Source organism: Nonomuraea sp. NPDC049758 (genome assembly GCF_040674635.1).
Classification (GTDB): Bacteria; Actinomycetota; Actinomycetes; order Streptosporangiales; family Streptosporangiaceae; genus Nonomuraea.
Map to the genome: position 1 here is coordinate 201,316 of NZ_JBFAMZ010000018.1, position 17,727 is coordinate 219,042.

Sequence of the window (17,727 nt, forward strand, 5' to 3'; positions counted from 1 at the left end):
GGCGTGGACGGGACCGGGAACGGCACGGAGTGGGACGCGGTCGTCGTCGGGGCGGGCCCGGCCGGCGCCGCCGCGGCCTTCCATCTCGCCCGGCGGGGACGGCGGGTGGTGCTGCTGGAACGTACGGCCTTCCCCCGGGACAAGAGCTGCGGCGACGCCGTCAACAGGGCGGGGGTCGAGCTGCTGCGGGAGATGGACGTGCTCGGCGACCTGCCGGGCGCCTTCGGCATCGGCGGCCTCGAGGTCTCCATGGGCCCGGCCGGTGAACGCAGCACCAGGGCGTTCCGGTACGGCCGGGAGGACCCGTCCGGCGGCCGGTACGGGATCGTCGTCCCCCGGTCGCTGCTCGACGACGTGCTGGTGCGCAGGGCGGTGGCGGCGGGCGCCGTCTTCCGGCCCCGCGTGCACGTGCGCGGCCTGGTCAGCGAGGACGGCGTGGTGCGCGGCGTCGAGGCCGTGACCGCAGGGGGCCGGGAGACCGTCCGCGGGCGGGTGGTGGTGGCGGCCGACGGCAGCACCTCGAAGCTGGCCCGCCAGTCCGGGCTGGTGGAGACCGCCCGGGGCCGGCTGGGGTACGCGATGCGCACGTACTTCTCCGGGGCGCCCGTCCTGGAGGACACGCTGAGCTTCCACATGCCGCTCGACAACCCCGCCACCCATTCCCGGCTGCCGGCGTACGGGTGGATCATCCCGCTCGGCCCTGGCCGCGCCAACGTCGGGGCGGGGGTGGCGGAGAAGCATCCGGGGGTCCGGCTCGACGACCTGTTCGACCGCTTCGTGGCCGAGCTGCGGGCCACCGTGCCGTGGTTCGCCGACGCGCGGCAGGAGGGCCCGCCGAAGGGCGCGCCCCTGTTCTTCGGCTTCACGCCCGCCCGGTCGTGGAGCCCCGGCCTGGTGCTGGCCGGGGACGCGGCGGGCATGGTCAACCCGGGCACCGGCGAGGGCATCAGCTTCGCCCTGGAGTCGGGGAAGATCGCCGCCGAGGTGGTCGACGCGCGCCTGGCGGGCGGCCCGGCCGAGGACCTGTCGGAGTACGCGGCCACGCTCACCCGCCGGTTCAGCGGCCACCTGGAGACCGGGCGGCACGCCGTCAACCGGCACCGGCTGGCCTGGCGGGTGCTGGAGGACACCTTCGACTCCGACCGGCCCGTGTTCGCGCTGGCCCGGCGGGCCATGCTGGCGCCCGACCACACCGCAGGGTTCGAGACCACGGCGCCCGGCGCGCTCGACGACATCCGCCACTGCCTCGACCCGGGGCTGCGGCTGGCCGCGCCGCTGGTGGAGGTGGGGGAGATCCTCGCCGACACCGTGCGCAAGGACTGGCCGTTCCTGGACCGGCTGCCCGCCCTGCTGTCGGAGGAATACCTCATGGCGCCGCGGCCGGCGCTGCTCGTCCTGCTGGCCGCGGCGGCGTACGGGCAGGACCGGCCGCCGGTCGCGCTCGCCGCGGCCACCGACCTGGCCGCGCTGGCCGCGATCGCCCAGGCCAGCGTGGACGTCACCCCGCCCGGCGGGACGCGCGTCCCCCGCCAGAACTGGGGCACCATGTTCGCCGTCCTCACCACCGACCTCTTCCTGGCGCGGGCGCTCGAACTGTGCGCCACCCAGGACGTCCGGCTCACCGCGCGGCTCGCCCGCGCCATCGAGGACGCCAGCCACGGCCGCATGGCCGAACTCGCCGCCGCCCGCGCCGCCGGGCCTTCGGATCCGCGCGCCTGGCTGGACCTGTCGGCCGCGTCGGGCACGGCGGCGCTGTGCGCCGCGGCCTGCGACATCGGGGCGGCCACCGCCGGCGCCCCCGGCGCGGCGGGCGAGGCCCTGAGCGGGTACGGCCGCGCGATCGGAGCGGCGGCCCAGCTCGCCGACGACCTGCGGCGGCTGTCCGGCGGCCTCGACCGGCTCGGCCGCGACGCCCTGGCCGACCTCGACGACCACGACGCCGGGCTGTCGAGCGTCCCCTTCCGGCTGGCGCTGGCCGAGCTGGGCGGCGAGATCCGCCTTGAGGGCTCCTCCCGGCCCGAACGCGCCGCCGAACTGACCGCCCTGGTCGGACGGACGACCGCGCTCAAGCAGACGGCCGTCTGGATCCGCGAGCTCTGCCGGCAGGCCCAGCAGAGCCTGCCCGGCGTGCCCGAGGGCCCCGCCCGGACCTCCCTGCACGCCATCGCCGACCACCTGCTCCGCACCGCCCGGCCTGACCTGGGGGCCCGTTCATGAACCGTCCTGCCCGCCCGTGGCTGTCCGCCGTCCTGTCGTTACTCCTGCTGGCGACACTCCTGTCCGCGCCCCCGGCCACCGCGGGCGCCACGGTCGCGGCGGGGGCGCCGGCCGCCGCGAGCGCGGCCCCGGACGCGCCGCAGCCCGGCCAGTTCTACCCCGTGCGCGGGCGCGTGGCCAGTGCGCTCGACGTCGCGGCCGGAGCCACCGCCACGGTCAAGGTGGCCGGAGTGGCGGGCGTGCCCGCGACCGGCGTGGCCTCCGTGGCGCTCAGCGTGGCCGCCAAGGGCACGGGCGGCGCCGGCTCGCTGGTCACCTTCCCCTCCGGTGCGGCCGAGCCCGCGGTGACCGCGCTCACCTACCGCTCGGACCTGTACGTCCACAACCTGCTCACCGTCAAGACGGGCACGGACGGCAACGTCAGGATCGCCAACAAGGGCGCGGTCACCGTACGGCTCTACGCCGACGTCTACGGCTACACCCTCACCGCGGCCGGCGCGGCGGCGGGCAGCGTCTTCGTCGCGGTGTCGCCCGACGAGGTCGCCGACACCACGATCGCGGCCAACGGCTCCCTGACCGTCTATCCCTTGCGCGAGGCGGGGATCGCCCGCGGCACGATCTCCCACGTCGCCCTCACCCTGTCGGCCGCGGGCGGCTCGACCACGGGCAAGCTCACGGTGTTCCCGACGGGCACGGCCAAGCCCGCCGAGGTCAACCTCGACTACGGCACCGCCGCCGAGCTGCACAACTACGTGATCTCCGGGCTCGGCGCCGACGGCTCGGTCACCATCACCAACACCGGTTCGGGCGTGGCCAAGGTCATGGTGGACCTCGCGGGCTACTTCGTCGCGCCCAGCGCCACGGCGGCCGGCGCCACGTTGCGGCCCCTGCAGCCGGCCAGGATCGCGGCCAACGTCGCCATCAACGCCGGGGCCGCGTACACGCTCGCGCCGCTCGGGAAGGGCGGCGTGCCCGCCTCCGGCGTGTGGTCGGTGGGCCTGTCCCTCACGGTCAAGGGGGCCGACGCCTCCTGCTGCAACGCGCTGCAGGTCTACGCCTCCGGCGAGGCGAACGCCGGCGGGGTCGCCGCCTGGTACGAGAAGGGCGTGACCGGCACCGCGTTCGTCGCGGCCAAGCTCGGCGCGGACGGCAAGGTGATCGTCTACAACAACAGCACGACCAAGGCCACCGTCCAGATCGACGTCTTCGCCTACTTCACCGGCCCCGGCAAGCCCGGCGCGCCCACTGCGGTCACCGGGGTGGCCAGGCACCAGGCGGTGCGGGTGTCGTGGCAGCCGCCCGCCTCCGACGGCGGCACCCCGATCACCGGCTACACCGTGACCGTCACGCCCGGCGGCAGGACGGTCACGACCGCGGGGGCCACGACCGCCAACGTGACGGGCCTGTCCAACGGCACGGCCTACACCTTCACGGTCACCGCGGCCAACGCCGTCGGCACCGGCCCGGCCTCGGCGGCGTCGGCGGCCGTCACCCCGGTCCAGGGCAGACTGCCCGGCGCGCCGATCAAGATCGTCACCGCGCCGGAGTTCGGGTCCGTGCACGTCTCCTGGCAGCCGCCCACCGACGACGGCGGGGCGGACATCACCGAGTACAAGGTCGTCACCTCGCCCGGCGGCGAGACGGCCAAGGCGTGGTGGGGCCAGACCGAGGTCACCGTCAAGGGGCTGACCGACGGCCAGCTCTACACCTTCGCCGTCACCGCCACCAACGTCATCGGCGCAGGGCCGTCCTCGGCGCCGTCGCCGGTGACCGCCCCGGCGGCGCCCACCTCGCCGGGCGCGCCGCTCATCACCGACCTGCTGCCACGCGACGGCGCGGTCCGCGTCACCTGGAGCCCGCCCGACCCCGGCAACGGGAAGATCACCTCGTACGTGGTCACCGCCAGTCCGGGCGGGAAGAGCGTCACCACGGGGCCCGACGAGTACGAGGCCGTGGTGACCGGGCTGACGAACGGCTCGCCGTACGCCTTCACCGTGACCGCGGTCAACGTCGTCGGGAGCACGTCCTCGCGGGCCTCGCCGCTGATCGCGCCCGAGCCCGCGTCCGTGCCGTTCCTGCCCGCCGCGCTGCTGGCCGTCCCCCTGGACGGGCGGATCGACGCGCAGTGGGTGGCCCCCCAGGACGGCGGCTCGCCCATCACCGGCTACACGGTGACGCTCGACCCCGGCGGGCGAACCCTCGACGTCGCCGCCGGCACGACGGTGGCCTCGCTCACCGGCCTGACCAACGGCACCTCCTACACCGTGCGGGTCGTCGCCAGGAACGCGGCGGGGACGAGCGAGGCGGCCCAGCAGGCGGGCGTCGTCCCGCAGGCGGCCCGCGTCCCCGCGGCTCCCACGGAGGCGCAGGCCGCCGCCACCGGCGCCGGGACCGTGGCCCTGACCTGGACGGCCCCCGCCGACGTCGGCACCGCCCCGGTCACCGGCTACACCGTCACGGCCGACCCCGGCGGCAGGACGGTGACGTCCACCGGCACCACCGCGACGATGACCGGCCTCGACCCCGCCCTGTCCTACGGCTTCACGGTCAAGGCGGCCAACACCCACGGGAGCGGCGCGCCGAGCGCCCGCACCCCCGCGATCGTGCCCAAGGTGACGGTGCAGAGCACCCCGGTCGTGCTCTCGGACGCCTCCCTCGACACCCTGCGCACCTCGGCCGCGGACGGCACCCTGTCGTTCGAGCAGCCTCCGGCCCAGGTGACCGGCCTGGCGGCGAACGCGATCGTGGTCGTCCTGCCGACGGCCAAGGTCCCCGACGGGCTGTTCAGGAGGGTCGTCTCCACGGGCACGCAGAACGGGCTGTTCCGGGTGGCCACCAAACCCGCGACGGCAGGTGAGGCGCTGGCCGACGGCGCCGTGGCCGTCAGCGCCGGCATGGACGCCGGCGACCTGGCCAGGCTCCAGCAGGACGCGCCGGGGGTGCGGCTGCGCGGGCCGACGATCAAGGGCAAGACCCTGGCCGAGGGCGCGGCGCAGGCCAAGGTGTCGGTCAAGGGCGTCTCGGCCGGCATCAGGAACGGCAGCCTCGTGGTCGAGATCGCGGTCGGCACCGATCCGCGGTCCAACCCGCAGGGCAAGGGCGGCCGGTTCGAGGCCACCTTCGTCCTGACGCCGCACATGGACCTCAAACTGTGGATGACGCAGGGCAAGGTGTACTTCGACACCTACCTGAGCCTCGCCTACGGCGCCGACACGCGGGTCCGGCTCGGCAACGGCGCCGACGCCGACTACTTCAAGCGGCTGCCCGCGATCAGCCTCGGCCGCAAGGTCGTGTGGGCCGGGCCGGTCCCCGTCGTCATGAACCCCACCTTCAACATCTCGACCAGCCTCCAGAGCCACATCAGCGGGGAGGTCTCGGCGGGGCTGAAGTACGCCAGGCAGGTGGGCGCCCACATCATGCGCGACGACACCGGCGTGCACGCCGAGCCCATCGACAGGTCGCCGGCGAGCAACGGCGGCTCGATCACCATCACCGGCAACGCCAACGCCAAGATCGCGTTGCTCGCGGAGTTCACCCTCATCTTCTACGAGGGCGGCGGCCCCGGCGTCGGGGTCGGCCCCACCGTGGAGTGGAAGGCGGACACGACCAAGAACCCCTGGTGGGAGGAGTGGCTGGGGATCCGGGTGGACGCGTATCTGCGCGCGAGCACGTGGCTGGGCGGCGGGGAGACCCGCTTCGACCGGCTCGTCGACCAGTCCTGGAAGACCCGCGACGCCGGCGGCGGGTTCACCGGGATCGCCGTGGACCCGCCCCGCGCGGACGTCGAGGTCGGCAAGCCGGTCTACTTCAAGGTGACGTTCTTCGGCCTGCCCACCGCGCCGGTCACCTGGAAGGTCACCGCCGGGCCGGGCGCCATCGACGCGGCCGGCAAGTACGTCGCCGACCGGCCCGGCGTCGCCGAGATCACCGCCACGACCTCCGGCCGTACGGTGTCGGCGCTGGTGTTCGCGCAGTGCTGGCTGGAGGCGTCCCCGCCGGCGCTCGGCATGCTGGGGCCGCCGCTCAACGTGGCGGCCACGGCCGGGGCGGCCTCCGCGACCGTCACGTGGGACCCGCCCCGGGTGCTCGGCGGGCTGCCCGTCCGCCGGTACGCGCTGATCACCTCGCCGCCGAGCCGGACCACGTACGTGCCAGCGGACCGGACGAGCGCCGTCGTCCAGGGGTTGCGGGCGGGGCAGGCGTACAACGTGATCGTGTACGCGATCACCGACGTCGCGATGAGCCCGCCGTCGTCGTCCGGCGGCTCCGTCACGCCGACGAACTGACCGAGGGCGCGCGGCCGGCCCGCAGCCGGCCGCGCGCCCCTTGGCGAACCAGGACCGTCCAGGTCAGCAGCCACACCGTGACCACCGGCCGTGACTCGCTGGACGAGCAGGGTCAGGCTGGCGCCCGGAGTGGCGATGACGGGCAGGATCGCCAGGAGGAACGCGGTGACCGCGTACGTGTGGGTCATGCCTGGAGCACGACGCGGAAAGTTGATCGCAGCGCTGGCGCGGGCCGCCATCGAGTTCCTGAGCGGTCCGCAGCGTGAGCGGTTGCGGGCCTGCAACGCGCCGCGCTGCGTACGCTACTTCGTCAAGAGCCACGGGCGGCAGGAGTGGTGCAAGCCGTCATGCGGTAACCGCGCCCGGGCCGCACGCCACTACCAGCGCCACAACGCCACGACCGCCCAAGAGCTGCCCGGGCCCTGACCACTGCGGGATCAACCGGGCGGCAGAGCGTCGATCCTAGGCGGGATGACGCACGCGGCTCACGCCGCGGTGCATGCTCTGGAGTCGCTGTCGCGCGTTGCTCAGCGTCGCCATGGGTTCCAGCATGCGACGGTCGTACGTCTCCAGCGGCAGGCTCCGCGACACGCGACGGGGGAGATCCGGGTTGGCCAGCGCGCCCCGGCCGATGGACAGCAGGTCGGCATGGCCGCCGGACAGCACCTGGGCCGCCTGCGAGAGATCGTGCATGCCGCCGTTGGCGATGACCGGAAGACCGCTCACCTGGCGAGCCAGACTCGTGATCGTGACGCCGCCGTCCAGCCGGGCGGTCTCGATCCAGTCGCGTCCCTCGCTGGCGATGTGCAGGTACGTGGCACCCGCCGCCGCCAGCGCGGCGAAGATGATCCGCGCGTCGGCCGCGCCGCCAGGCCAGCGGTGGACGAAGTCGTTGACCTTGCCCTGCGACAGCCGTACGCCGACGCAGAAGTCAGCGCCGAGCTCGGCCCGGATCGCGGCCACCACCTCGGCCGTCAGCCGGATCCGGTTCGCGACCGGGCCGCCGTAGGAGTCGGCGCGGCGGTTGGTGTAGTCGGTGAGGAACTGGTCCAGCAGGTAGCCGTTGGCTCCATGAAGTTCGACCCCGTCGAAGCCGGCGTCCCGGGCCCGGACGGCCGAGGCCACGAAGCCGCCGATCGCCGCCTCGATGTCGGCGCCGGTCATCTCCCGGGGCGTGGGCCAGCTTCCGGACCCGCCGTACTCGGGCAACATCTCGGCACGCGGCCGCACGGCGGACGGCCCCACCGTGTCGGCGCGATACGGGTTTCCCTGCGACAGCGCGCCGGCGTGCATGAGCTGGAGCACGATGCGGCTCCCGGCGGCCCGCACCTTGCCGGTGATCTCACGCCAGGCCGCCACGTGCGTGGCGGAGACGATGCCCGGCTGATTGAGGTAACCCTGACTGTTGACGGTGTCGGTATAGGTGCCTTCCGTGATCACCAGCCCGAATCCGCCCTGCGCGTACCGCTCGTAGTATTCGGCCATCTCGCGGGTCGGCGTGCCGTCGGGGGCGGCGGACACCCGGGTCATCGGTGCGACGGCGAACCGGTTGGGCAGGTCGAGACCGCCGACCCGGACGGGCCGCAGCGCGTGGTGGTTCGTCATGGATGTACTCCCTTGATGGGTCGAAGCTCTGTTGCGGAGCGCGCACGGCGGCTGATGCGTCGAAGGTCTGTTGCGGATCGCGCACGGTGGCGAGGGCGCGTGCGCGTCCGCCACCTCCCTCAGCAGCCCTCCACGCCGCATGAGGTCTGCACGGGCTCCGCGAGCTTGTCGAGGAGCTCGCGGAGCGCGCCGGCCCGAGGGACGCCCTCGATCCGGTGAGCGCCGTCGATGATGATCGTCGGGACCGAGCGGATCCGCAGTTCGTGCGCCTGCCGGAGCGCGGCCCGGTGCGTCTCGCCGTAGCGGCCGTCGAGGAGGGCGGCGCGGAACTCCGCCGCGTCGAGGCCCAGCCCGGCGGCCAGGTCCGTGAGCACGTCCAGGTCGCCGATGTCGAGGCCGTCCTCGAAGAACGCCCGCAGCAGCCGGTCGTTGTAGGACTCGGCGTCACCGTGCTCCCTGGCGTACTGGTAGCCCTCGAAGGCCAGCCGTGTGTACGGCTGGGGCGAGACGTCCGGCAGGTGGATGTCGACGCCCATCCGCTCCGCCATCGGGTGGATCGTGTGCTTCCAGATGTCCTGGAGGTAGGCGCCCTCGGGTTCCAGAGTCGGAACGGGTTCGGGGCGCAGCTCGAACGGCATCCACTCGACCTCGACGTCACGTCCGGCGACGGCCTCCTGGATCGGCCCCTTGGCCAGCAGGCAGAACGGGCAGACGTAGTCGGACCAGATCTGGATCTTCATGAACGCGCCACCGCGGTCGCGTCGACCTCGATCTGCCAGTCGGCCTGGGCCAGCCGGGAGACCTGGATCAGGGTGTCGGCGGGGTAGGGCTCCGTGAAGAACTCCCTGCGCAGCCTGATGATGGTGTCCAGGTTGGGCTCCAGGTCGGTGACGAGGATGGTCACCTTGACCGCGTCGGTGAGGCTGGATCCGGCTTCCTTCAGCACCCGGTCGAGGTTGGCGAACGCCTGCCGGGCCTGGGCCTCGAAGTCGTCGCTGACGGTGACGCCGTTCTCGTCGAAGCCTGCCTGGCCCGAGGCGAACACCAACCCGTTCACCTTGATCGCCTGCGAGATCGCATAGGGCTCGTACCAGTCGGGGGTGGTGCTCACGCGCTCACGCTTCATGACATCTCCTTGTATGTGCATACTTTGTACGTGCAAGGAGATGTTGCATGTACATATATATTCTTGTCAAGTCCTGAGAGGCGGAGGCGGTCGTCGAGGTGGTCGCCGCGGGTGAGCTGATGGCTCGTGTCGCGAAGCACTGACAGAATCAGGTCGCTCGACAGACGTAGCTCGCCGCACCACCTGACGATTGCCGGAGCATGCGACCCTTTCATCTCGACGTACCGGAGCACGTGCTCGCTGACCTGCGAGTACGCCTGTCGCGTACCCGGTTCACCACAGCCTCGGACCGCACGCGATGGACCGCGGGGGCCGACCCCGCGGACCTGCGTGCCCTGGTGGAGCACTGGGCGGACGGCTTCGACTGGCGCCGGGTCGAAGCCGGGCTGAACAAGTACTCGCAGTACCTGGCCGACATCGATGGCCGGCGGGTGCATTTCGTCCACGTCAGGTCTCCGCGACGCGGCGCGTTGCCGCTGGTGCTCACCCATGGGTGGCCGAGCTGCTTCGTGGAGATGCTGGCAGTGGCCGACCGGCTGGCCGCCGACTTCGACGTGGTCATCCCCTCACTGCCGGGTTTCGGGTACTCCGAAGCACCCCGCGGGCCTTTCACCGGTCAGCGGATCGCCGAGACCTGGCAGCACCTGATGACCACGACCCTCGGCTACCGGCGCTACGGCGCGTTCGGCGGGGACATCGGCGGCAGCGTCACCCAATGGCTCGGCGCCCTGTTCCCGGCCAGCGTGGTCGGGATCCACATGACCTCCGGCAGCCTCACCGCCGGCATCGACTCCTCGGCCGTGAACCCGGACGAGCGGATCTACCTGGAGGCCGAACAGGCCTACGACGCCCAGGACGGCGGCTACAGCGCGATCATGGGAACCCGCCCGGACACCATCGCCGCGGCGCTGACGGACTCACCGGCAGGGCTGTTGGCCTGGATCGCCGACAAGTACCGCGACTGGAGCGACTGCGGGGGAGACCTCAAGACCCGGTGGGAGGCCGACGACCTGCTCACCGTGGCCACCCTCTACTGGGCCACCGGCAGCATCGGTTCCTCCTTCCGTCCCTACTACGACCATCCGCACACCGGGCCCCGCCCGCCGATCACCGTGCCGACCGCGATCACCCTGAGCCACGAGCCCCTGATGGCAGGCTTCCCCCGCAGCCTGGCCGAACGCGCCTTTCCCAACCTGCGACATTTCGCCCGCCCCGACCGCGGCGGACACTTCATGGCCCACGAAGAACCGGACTACCTGGCAGACCAGCTCCGAACCTTCTTCCGCCCCCTGACCTGAACCGGAGTCGGGTGACTCGACGCCCGCCCTGCTCGCGCCCGGGCGACCTGCAGGTGCTCAGGGCACGAGTGCGTTCGACGGGCGGGTCAGATCCAGCCCTGGCGGGCCGCGTACAGGGCGAGCTGGAAGCGGGGTTGCGCGGCGTGTTGCAGACCGGCCTGCGGGGACCCGTCTCCGACGATGTGCTGGCGATCGGCGACGTGCCGCACGACTGGCTGTTCCCCCAGCTGGCTGCCGTCGCCCACCACTGCGGCGCCGGTACCACCGCGAGCGGGGTGCGGGCGGGAGTGCCCACCGTGGCCGTGCCGGTCATGAACGACCAGCCGTTCTGGGCGTCCAGGCTGACGGCGCTCGGCGTGGCCCCGGCCGCCATCCCGTTTCGCCGCCTGACGCCCGCACGGCTGGCCGCCGCGCTCACCACCGCAGCCACCGACCCGGCATACCGGCAGCGGGCCCAGGCCCTCTCGGCCCACGTCTCGGCAGAGGACGGCGCGGCACCCGTCGTCGAGGCGGTGAACGAGCTCGCCCACCGGCCCCACTGACCCCCAACACCACGATGGCCGCCACCCCGACCAGGGCGGCGGCCATCGGCGCCCGTCACCGCTCGCAGCCGCCCCGCTGGGCCTGCTCGCCCACCGCACCGACGACGTGTGGCGACCGCCCTCGCTATCGTGATCACATGGGGGCAGACCACGTACGGTTCAACATTCTGGGCCGGCTTGAGGCGACGGTCGGCGAGCGGCCGGTGCGGCTGGGGGGTTCGCGGGCCCGGCAGGTGCTGGCCATGCTGGCGGCCGGCCACGGTCAGGTGCTCAGCATCGACCGGCTGGCCACCGCCTGGGGCCATAACCCGCCGGCGACCGTCCGCAACCAGGTCATGATCGCGGTGGCGGCCTTACGCAAGGCCTTACGCAGGGCGGGCGCCGAGTCGGAGATCATCAGGACCGAAGGGTCCGGCTATCGGCTGGCCGGCGGCCTGGTGGACACCCAGCTCGCGGAGCAGTGCATCGAACGGGGCCGGCAGGCGGCTCAGGCGGGACGGCAGGCCGAGGCCGCCGACCTTCTGGGCCAGGCCCTGGCTCTGTGGCGCGGCCCGGTGCTCGGCGACCTGGAACTGGAGGAGCTGGCGGCCTTCGCCGGGCGATGGGAGGAACTGCGCCTGGCCGTCCTCGAAGAGCGGGCCGAACTCGACCTCGCCCTCGGCCGCCACCGCGACGTGGTCGGCGAGCTGTCGGAGCTGCTCGCCGAACATCCGCTGAGAGAGCGGCTGCGGGGGCTGCTCATGACGGCGTTGCACGGCTCCGGACGGCGGTCCGACGCGCTGGAGGTGTACCGGCAGGGGCGTGCCCTGCTGGCGGACGAACTCGGCCTCGACCCCGGGCCCGAGCTGCGCCGGCTGGAGGCGGCCATCCTCGCCGACGCCCCCGACCTCGACCTCGAGCCCTTCCCCGGACGCGACGAAGCCAGGCAGGCGCCCGCCGAACTGCCCGCCGACGTGACCGGCTTCGTGGGACGCGAACGCGATCTGGCCCTGCTGCGCCGGCACGCCTGCGCTGCGGGCACCCCCTCCGTCACGACCGTCACCGGCGCGGCCGGCGCGGGCAAGACCGCCCTGGCCGTACGGTTCAGCCATCTCGTGGCCGAGGAGTTCCCCGACGGCCAGCTCTACGTCGACCTGCGCGGGCACGCGCCCCGGCCGCCCATGCCGCCGATGGAGGCACTCGTCCGGATGCTCGGCTCGCTGGGGGTGCCTCCCGAGCGCATCCCCGAAGAGCAGGAGGCGGCGGCCTCCCTGTACCGCTCGCGCCTGTCGGGCCGGCGGATGCTCGTGCTGCTCGACGACGCGCGCACGGCCGAGCAGGTACGCCCCCTGTTACCCGGCGCTCCCGGTTGCCTGGTCCTCGTCACCAGCCGCAACGCGCTCGCCGGGCTGGCCGTCTCCCACGGCGCCCGAGATCTGTCGCTCGGCGTGCTCGACCGGGACAACAGCGTCCGGCTGCTGGCCTCCATGGTCGGAGATCAGCGGCTGTCCGCCGAGCCGGAGGCGGCCGAGCAGATCGTCCGGCTGTGCGGCCGACTCCCGCTGGCCCTGCGCGTGGCCGCCGCCACGCTGGCGACGCGGCCGCGCAGGTCGCTGGGCGAGTACGCCGCCGCGCTGTCCGCGCGAGGGCTGGACCTGCTGCGGATCGACGGCGACGTGGCGGTCCGGGCGGCCTTCGAGCTGTCGTACGCGGGACTGCCCGAGGCCGAGCGGCGCCTGTTCAGGCTGCTGGGGCTGATCCGAGGGCCGGACATCACCGCGCCGGCCGCCGCCTGCCTGGCCGACGTCGAGACCGCCGAGGCCGAACAGCTCCTGGACCGCCTCGCCGCCGCCCACCTGATCGAGGAGCACCGGCCGTACCGGTACACCTGCCACGACCTGCTCCGCCAGTACGCCGGAGAGCTCACGCTCCGCGACGACGACCCCGCGACCGGCGTCCAGGCCCTCGAACGCCTCGGCGACCGGTACCTGGCCGAGGCCGTCGCGGCGGCCGAGAGCGCCTATCCCTCGATCACCCGCCTGCCGCTCCCCGTCACATCCGGGCTCAGGCCCCGCGCCGAGGCGATGGCCTGGCTCAGCGCCGAACAGGCCAACCTCGTCGCCTTCACCCTGCACGCCGCCGACGCCGCCTCCCTCGCCCCCGCCGCCCGCCGGCCTCCGATCAGCGGACCCAGGCGACACGCCTGGCTGATCGCCGACGCCCTGCGCGGCCACTTCGTCCACCACACCGCCACCAGCCTGGCCGACATCGTGGCGGTCTCCGACGCCGCGGTGCACGCGGCCACCGTCGAGGACGACCCGCTCGGCCTGGCGGCGGCGCACCTCAGTGCGGGCACGGCCGCCCTGTGCCGCGCCGCCTATTCCACCGCCCGAGCCGCCTGCGAGCTGGCCGTCCGGCACAGCGAGCGCGCGGACTGGTCCGCCGGCGCCGCCGCCGCGCACAACAACGCCGCCGCCGCCTGCCACGACCAGGGCGAGCTGGGCCAGGCCATCGACCATCTCGTCAGGTCCGTGGAGCTCAACCGTGAGATCGGCGACACCTACGGCGAGGCCCGCGCCACGGGCAACCTGGGCGCCGTCCACCTGGAATACGGCGACCTGGAGGCAGCGGAACGACACCTGCGCGACGCCCTCGCCCTCCACCGCAACCTGCGCGACAGCGAGCTGAGCCACTCCCTCAACGAGCTCGCCACCGTCCGGCGCCTCAGCGGAGACCTGGACGAGGCACTGGACCTCGCCACCGAGGCACTCCGCCACGACCGCGCACGCGACCTGCACGTGCCCGAGTCCAAGAGCCTGGCCACGCTGGCGGAGATCCACCGTGACCGCGGCCGTCTCGATCTCGCCCTTGAGGCTGCGCTGCTGGCCGGTGAGCGTGCGGAAGGAGCGCGCCACGTCTATGCCATGTGCAGCGCCATGCACGTGCTCGGCACCGTCCGGGCGATGACCGGACATCACGGCGAGGCCCTGGACGCCCACCAGCAAGCGCTCACCTACGCCGTCACGGCGGGCATGCGGCGTCTGCAGGTAAGGCCGCTGCTCGGCCTCGCCCGCGCGCATGCCGGCCTGGGCATGCACGACCGCGCGCTCCAGTACGCCCGTCAGGCGCTGGACCAGGCGTCCTCGACGGGCTACCGCCTGCTGGAGGACCTGGCGCTGTCGCTCTTGGCCGACCTCGAAGGGGAGCCACGGCCGGCACCCCGCGAGGGGGACGGGCACCGTACCCGGCGGTGATGCGGCGCGAGGTGCGGGGTCGCGCTGGGAGGCCGAACGGCGCGGGACCTCCGACGCCACGTTGATCAGAGCGGATTCGACGGCGCGTCGGCGGCCGCTCGCTCCTGGGAGACGGCGGTCGCCGGGAAGCACGCCGGGTTGACGCGCGCCTGCTGGGCGAGGAGGTCGGCGAAGGCCACGGTGATGGCGTCGGGACGGGTGCGGGTGTAGGCGGCGAGGGCGCGGCGGACCGGTGGGTCGGGGCGGAGCAGGACGCCGTCGAAGTGGGGCGGGATGATGTTGGCCGGAACCAGGGCCGGACCGAGACCGGCGGCCGCGAGGAGCGGAGCGGCGGAGGTCTGCTCGGCGCGGATCGCCGCCTGCGGCTGGAAGCCCGCTTGGGCGCAGACCTTATCGAGCAGATCAGCGAGACCGTTGTCGGGGGCGTAGTGGACCCAGGCGCGGTCGGCGAGAGCGCTGAGGGCGACCCTGCCGGTGGGGCTGCCGGCCAGTGGGTCGTCGGCGGGCAGGACGATCCCGAACTCCTCGACGCCGAGTTCGCGGATCGGTCCCTCCCAACCGGCGGGCACGGGGCCGACGGCGAGGTCGGCGCGGCCGGCGGCCATGGCGGCCTGGAGCCGGTCGGCGTGCGGGTACTCGCGCAGCCGGATCCGTACGCCGGGGTGCCGGCCGCGCCAGGCCCGCAGGACGGGCGGCAGGATGCCCAGGCTGACCGAGTAGATGGCGGCCACCTCCACCTCGCCCTCCTCCAGTCCGGCCGTGCGCCGCGCCACCCTGTGCAGGCGCTCGGCCTCGGCCAGCGCGGCGCGGGCGTGCGGCAGCACCGCCCTGCCCATCGGCGTCAGGCGTACCGCGCGAGGGAGCCGTTCGAGCAGCGGGCCGCCGACCGCGGTCTCCAGCGCCCGCATCTGGTGGGAGAGCGCGGGCTGGGTGACGTGCAGGTGCTCGGCCGCGCGGGTGAAGGAGCCGAGGTCCACCACGGTGACCAGGTATTCGAGCTGCCGGAGCGTCGCCATCGCCATGAGCACAGTTTATCGATCCGGTAGAAAACAAGCCTTGGACTCATGGCGGGTGGGTGAGCCAGAGTCGTGGACGTGGCCGCCACCGGCGAGGTCGGGCGGCTGATCCCCGACTGTTCGAAGGAGTTCTCCCATGTCCGATGACACACGCTTGAAGGGACAACGGCTCGTCGTGGTGGGCGCGGGTTCGCACACCGGGCGCGCGCTGGCCAAGGCCGCGTCAGCGGCCGGCGCCGCCGTCGTGCTGGCCGGACCGGATCTCCGCAAGCTGGAGTGGACGGCCGGCGAGCTGTCCGGGCCCGCCGAGGTGCGCGTGCTCGACCTCTGCGACGAGCGGTCGATCGCCGACTTCGCCGCACGTCTCGGCCGGTTCGACCATCTGGTCTCCACCGCCGCGGCGCCGGCCAACGGCCCGCTGAAGGACCTCCAAGCGGCCGACGTGCAGCGAGCGTTCTCGGCCAAGGTGATCGGGCCGCTGCTGCTGGCCAAGCACCTGGCGGGGCAGGTGTCCGAGCACGGCTCGTTCACCTTCTTCTCCGGTGTGGTCGCCTGGCGTCCGGCGCCCGCGCGCACGGTGATGGCCACCACCAACGGCGCGCTGGCCTTCCTGGTGCGGGCGCTGGCGGTGGAGATCGCGCCGGTCCGGGTGAACGCTGTCTCCCCCGGCATCGTCGACACCGGCGCCTGGGACGGCATGGGCGCCGACAAGGCGGCGTTCCTGCGCGGGGTGGCCGAACGCAACCCGGCCCGCCGGGTGGGCACCCCCGAGGACCTGATCAAGGCCGTTCTCTACGCCATCGACAACCCCTACGTCACCGGCACCGTGCTGCATGTCGACGGCGGCGGGCGCCTCGCCTGACCGCCGGCCCGCCGAATCGTCCCGACCCGACTGACATCTGGAGCAGTTGATGGATCTTCATCTGGAAGGCAAGGTCTTCCTGGTCACCGGAGCCTCCGCCGGCATCGGCGCGGCCACCGTACGCACCCTCGCCGACGAAGGCGCCTTCGTGGTCGGCACGGCCCGCGGGACGGAGGGCATCGAGCGACTCGGAGCCCGGGTGAGCGCCGTCGCCGCCGACGTGACCGATCCGCGCGCGCCCGCGCAGGTCGTGGCCGAGGTACTGGCCCATCACGGACGCCTGGACGGCCTGGTCAACAACGTCGGCGGCCTCGAATCGCGCGGCGGCTTCCTGGAGGTGACCGACGAGCAGTGGCGGACGGCGTTCGACCTCAACTTCCACTCGGTCGTCCGCATGACCCGCGCCGCACTGCCTGCCCTGCTGAAGCACGGCGGTTCGCTGGTCCATGTCAGCAGCGAGGCCGCTCGCCTGCCGGACGTGCCGCTGGTGGACTACGCCGCCGCCAAGACGGCTCTGCTGTCGCTGTCCAAGACCCTGGCGGGCGAGTTCGGCTCACGCCGGGTGCGCTCCAACGTCGTCGCCCCCGGCCCCACCCGCACCCGGCTGTGGGACGCCCCCGGCGGGTTCGCCGAGCAGCTCGGCGCCCAGTTCGGCCTCGCGCCGGAGGCGGCCGTCGACCACTTCGTCCGCGAGGTGCGCCGGCTGCCCAGCGCCCGGCTCGGCCAGCCCGAGGACGTGGCCCGGGTGATCGCCTATCTGCTCTCGCCGCTCGCGGGCCAGGTCACCGGTGCCGAGTGGGCCGTGGACGGCGGCGCACTGCGTCAGATCTGACCCGTCATCACCCCGTTCTTCCGCCCGGTCGAAGGGACCGGACGGCCATCCCGGCACGCGCCGAGCGTGCCGGCTGATCCGAGGAGTACCGCTCATGCGTTCACGCACCCTTGTCCGCATCGCCGTCGTCGCGGTGGCGGCGAGCCTCGCGGGCGGCGTCGTCACGGCCGCCCATGCGCACGACGACAGTCACCGGCAGGGCCCGTACGCCTGGCCCCAGCGCCTGATCGACCACTCAGCCGACCTGGTCCAGCCCAAGGCGATCACCGTGGACCGCTCGATCGGCGACAGGCGCGCGGCCCAGGAGGTCCACCTGGCCCAGAAGCTGTACACGTTCTGGAACACCGGCGAGCAGAAGTACCTGGACGCCGCGGTCAGCCCGCGGTTCAAGGACGACACCCTGCCGGCCGGCCGGCCGCAGGGCCCGACCGGCCCGGTCTTCGCCTCGAAGAACTTCCGTGCCGCCGTGCCGGACCTGACCTGCGAGCTGGCCGACCTGCTGGTCACCGGTGACAAGATCACCGCCCGGCTGGTCTTCCGCGGCCACTTCACCGGCGTCTTCAACGGCGTCCGAGGCAAGGGCCAGAGCGTCGACTTCAACGCCATCGACATCCAGCACGTCGGCACCGACAAGATCATCGAGGACTGGCACATCGAGGACAACGCGACGCTGCTGAGCCAGCTCGGAGTCAACGGCTGACACCTCGCCT

The 17,727-nt window shown here is 73.3% G+C and carries 13 protein-coding genes; 9 read left to right on the plus strand and 4 right to left on the minus strand.

Annotated elements, in window-relative coordinates; translation table 11 throughout:
* The first annotated feature begins 3 nt into the window (after nt 1-3).
* From AB0J46_RS37940 to AB0J46_RS37950, 3 genes are all read left to right on the plus strand, one after another.
* Nucleotides 4-2,217 carry a geranylgeranyl reductase family protein gene (locus AB0J46_RS37940; protein WP_364339208.1) on the plus strand — a complete coding sequence of 738 codons (2,214 nt, stop codon included), beginning with the start codon at nt 4-6 and terminating at the stop codon, nt 2,215-2,217.
* Nucleotides 2,214-6,503, plus strand: a complete 4,290-nt coding sequence (locus AB0J46_RS37945) for a fibronectin type III domain-containing protein (protein ID WP_364339210.1) — start codon at nt 2,214-2,216, stop codon at nt 6,501-6,503. Before AB0J46_RS37940 ends, AB0J46_RS37945 begins: the two co-directional genes overlap by 4 nt.
* 135 nt (nt 6,504-6,638) lie before the next feature.
* Complete coding sequence (locus AB0J46_RS37950) at nt 6,639-6,929, plus strand: CGNR zinc finger domain-containing protein (protein ID WP_364339212.1); 291 nt, start codon at nt 6,639-6,641, stop codon at nt 6,927-6,929.
* Nucleotides 6,930-6,965: 36 nt separating this feature from the next.
* Here the strand turns inward: AB0J46_RS37950 and AB0J46_RS37955 are convergent, their stop codons facing one another.
* From AB0J46_RS37955 to AB0J46_RS37965, 3 genes are all read right to left on the minus strand, one after another.
* On the minus strand, nt 6,966-8,108 hold the full coding sequence (locus tag AB0J46_RS37955) for an NADH:flavin oxidoreductase (RefSeq protein WP_364339214.1): 1,143 nt from the start codon (nt 8,106-8,108) through the stop codon (nt 6,966-6,968).
* Nucleotides 8,109-8,227: 119 nt separating this feature from the next.
* Nucleotides 8,228-8,848 carry a DsbA family oxidoreductase gene (locus AB0J46_RS37960; protein WP_364339216.1) on the minus strand — a complete coding sequence of 207 codons (621 nt, stop codon included), beginning with the start codon at nt 8,846-8,848 and terminating at the stop codon, nt 8,228-8,230.
* Nucleotides 8,845-9,234, minus strand: a complete 390-nt coding sequence (locus tag AB0J46_RS37965; RefSeq protein WP_364339218.1) for a RidA family protein — start codon at nt 9,232-9,234, stop codon at nt 8,845-8,847. Before AB0J46_RS37965 ends, AB0J46_RS37960 begins: the two co-directional genes overlap by 4 nt.
* A 200-nt stretch (nt 9,235-9,434) precedes the next feature.
* On the opposite strand from AB0J46_RS37965, the gene AB0J46_RS37970 reads away from it, so the two are divergent.
* The 3 genes from AB0J46_RS37970 (at nt 9,435) to AB0J46_RS37980 (ending at nt 14,307) form a co-directional block, all read left to right on the plus strand.
* Nucleotides 9,435-10,532 carry an epoxide hydrolase family protein gene (locus AB0J46_RS37970; protein WP_364339220.1) on the plus strand — a complete coding sequence of 366 codons (1,098 nt, stop codon included), beginning with the start codon at nt 9,435-9,437 and terminating at the stop codon, nt 10,530-10,532.
* Nucleotides 10,533-10,543: 11 nt separating this feature from the next.
* The gene (locus AB0J46_RS37975; RefSeq protein WP_364339222.1) at nt 10,544-11,074 is read left to right on the plus strand and encodes a nucleotide disphospho-sugar-binding domain-containing protein; all 531 of its coding nucleotides are present in this window, start codon (nt 10,544-10,546) and stop codon (nt 11,072-11,074) included.
* Between the two features lie 137 nt (nt 11,075-11,211).
* Nucleotides 11,212-14,307, plus strand: coding sequence for a BTAD domain-containing putative transcriptional regulator (locus tag AB0J46_RS37980; RefSeq protein ID WP_364339225.1), 3,096 nt, complete (start codon nt 11,212-11,214; stop codon nt 14,305-14,307).
* 65 nt (nt 14,308-14,372) lie between these two features.
* Here AB0J46_RS37980 and AB0J46_RS37985 read toward each other — a convergent pair whose 3' ends face one another.
* On the minus strand, nt 14,373-15,329 hold the full coding sequence (locus AB0J46_RS37985; protein WP_364339227.1) for a LysR family transcriptional regulator: 957 nt from the start codon (nt 15,327-15,329) through the stop codon (nt 14,373-14,375).
* A 130-nt stretch (nt 15,330-15,459) separates the two neighbouring features.
* Here AB0J46_RS37985 and AB0J46_RS37990 point away from each other — a divergent pair, with 130 nt between their 5' ends.
* The 3 genes from AB0J46_RS37990 to AB0J46_RS38000 all read left to right on the plus strand — a co-directional run bounded on the left by AB0J46_RS37990 (nt 15,460) and on the right by AB0J46_RS38000 (nt 17,717).
* Nucleotides 15,460-16,185, plus strand: a complete 726-nt coding sequence (locus tag AB0J46_RS37990; protein ID WP_364339229.1) for an SDR family oxidoreductase — start codon at nt 15,460-15,462, stop codon at nt 16,183-16,185.
* A 49-nt stretch (nt 16,186-16,234) separates the two neighbouring features.
* Nucleotides 16,235-17,017 carry an SDR family oxidoreductase gene (locus AB0J46_RS37995; RefSeq protein ID WP_364339231.1) on the plus strand — a complete coding sequence of 261 codons (783 nt, stop codon included), beginning with the start codon at nt 16,235-16,237 and terminating at the stop codon, nt 17,015-17,017.
* Nucleotides 17,018-17,111: 94 nt separating this feature from the next.
* Nucleotides 17,112-17,717 (plus strand): ester cyclase, encoded by a 606-nt coding sequence (locus tag AB0J46_RS38000; protein WP_364339233.1) that lies wholly within the window; start codon nt 17,112-17,114, stop codon nt 17,715-17,717.
* Nucleotides 17,718-17,727 lie beyond the last annotated feature (10 nt).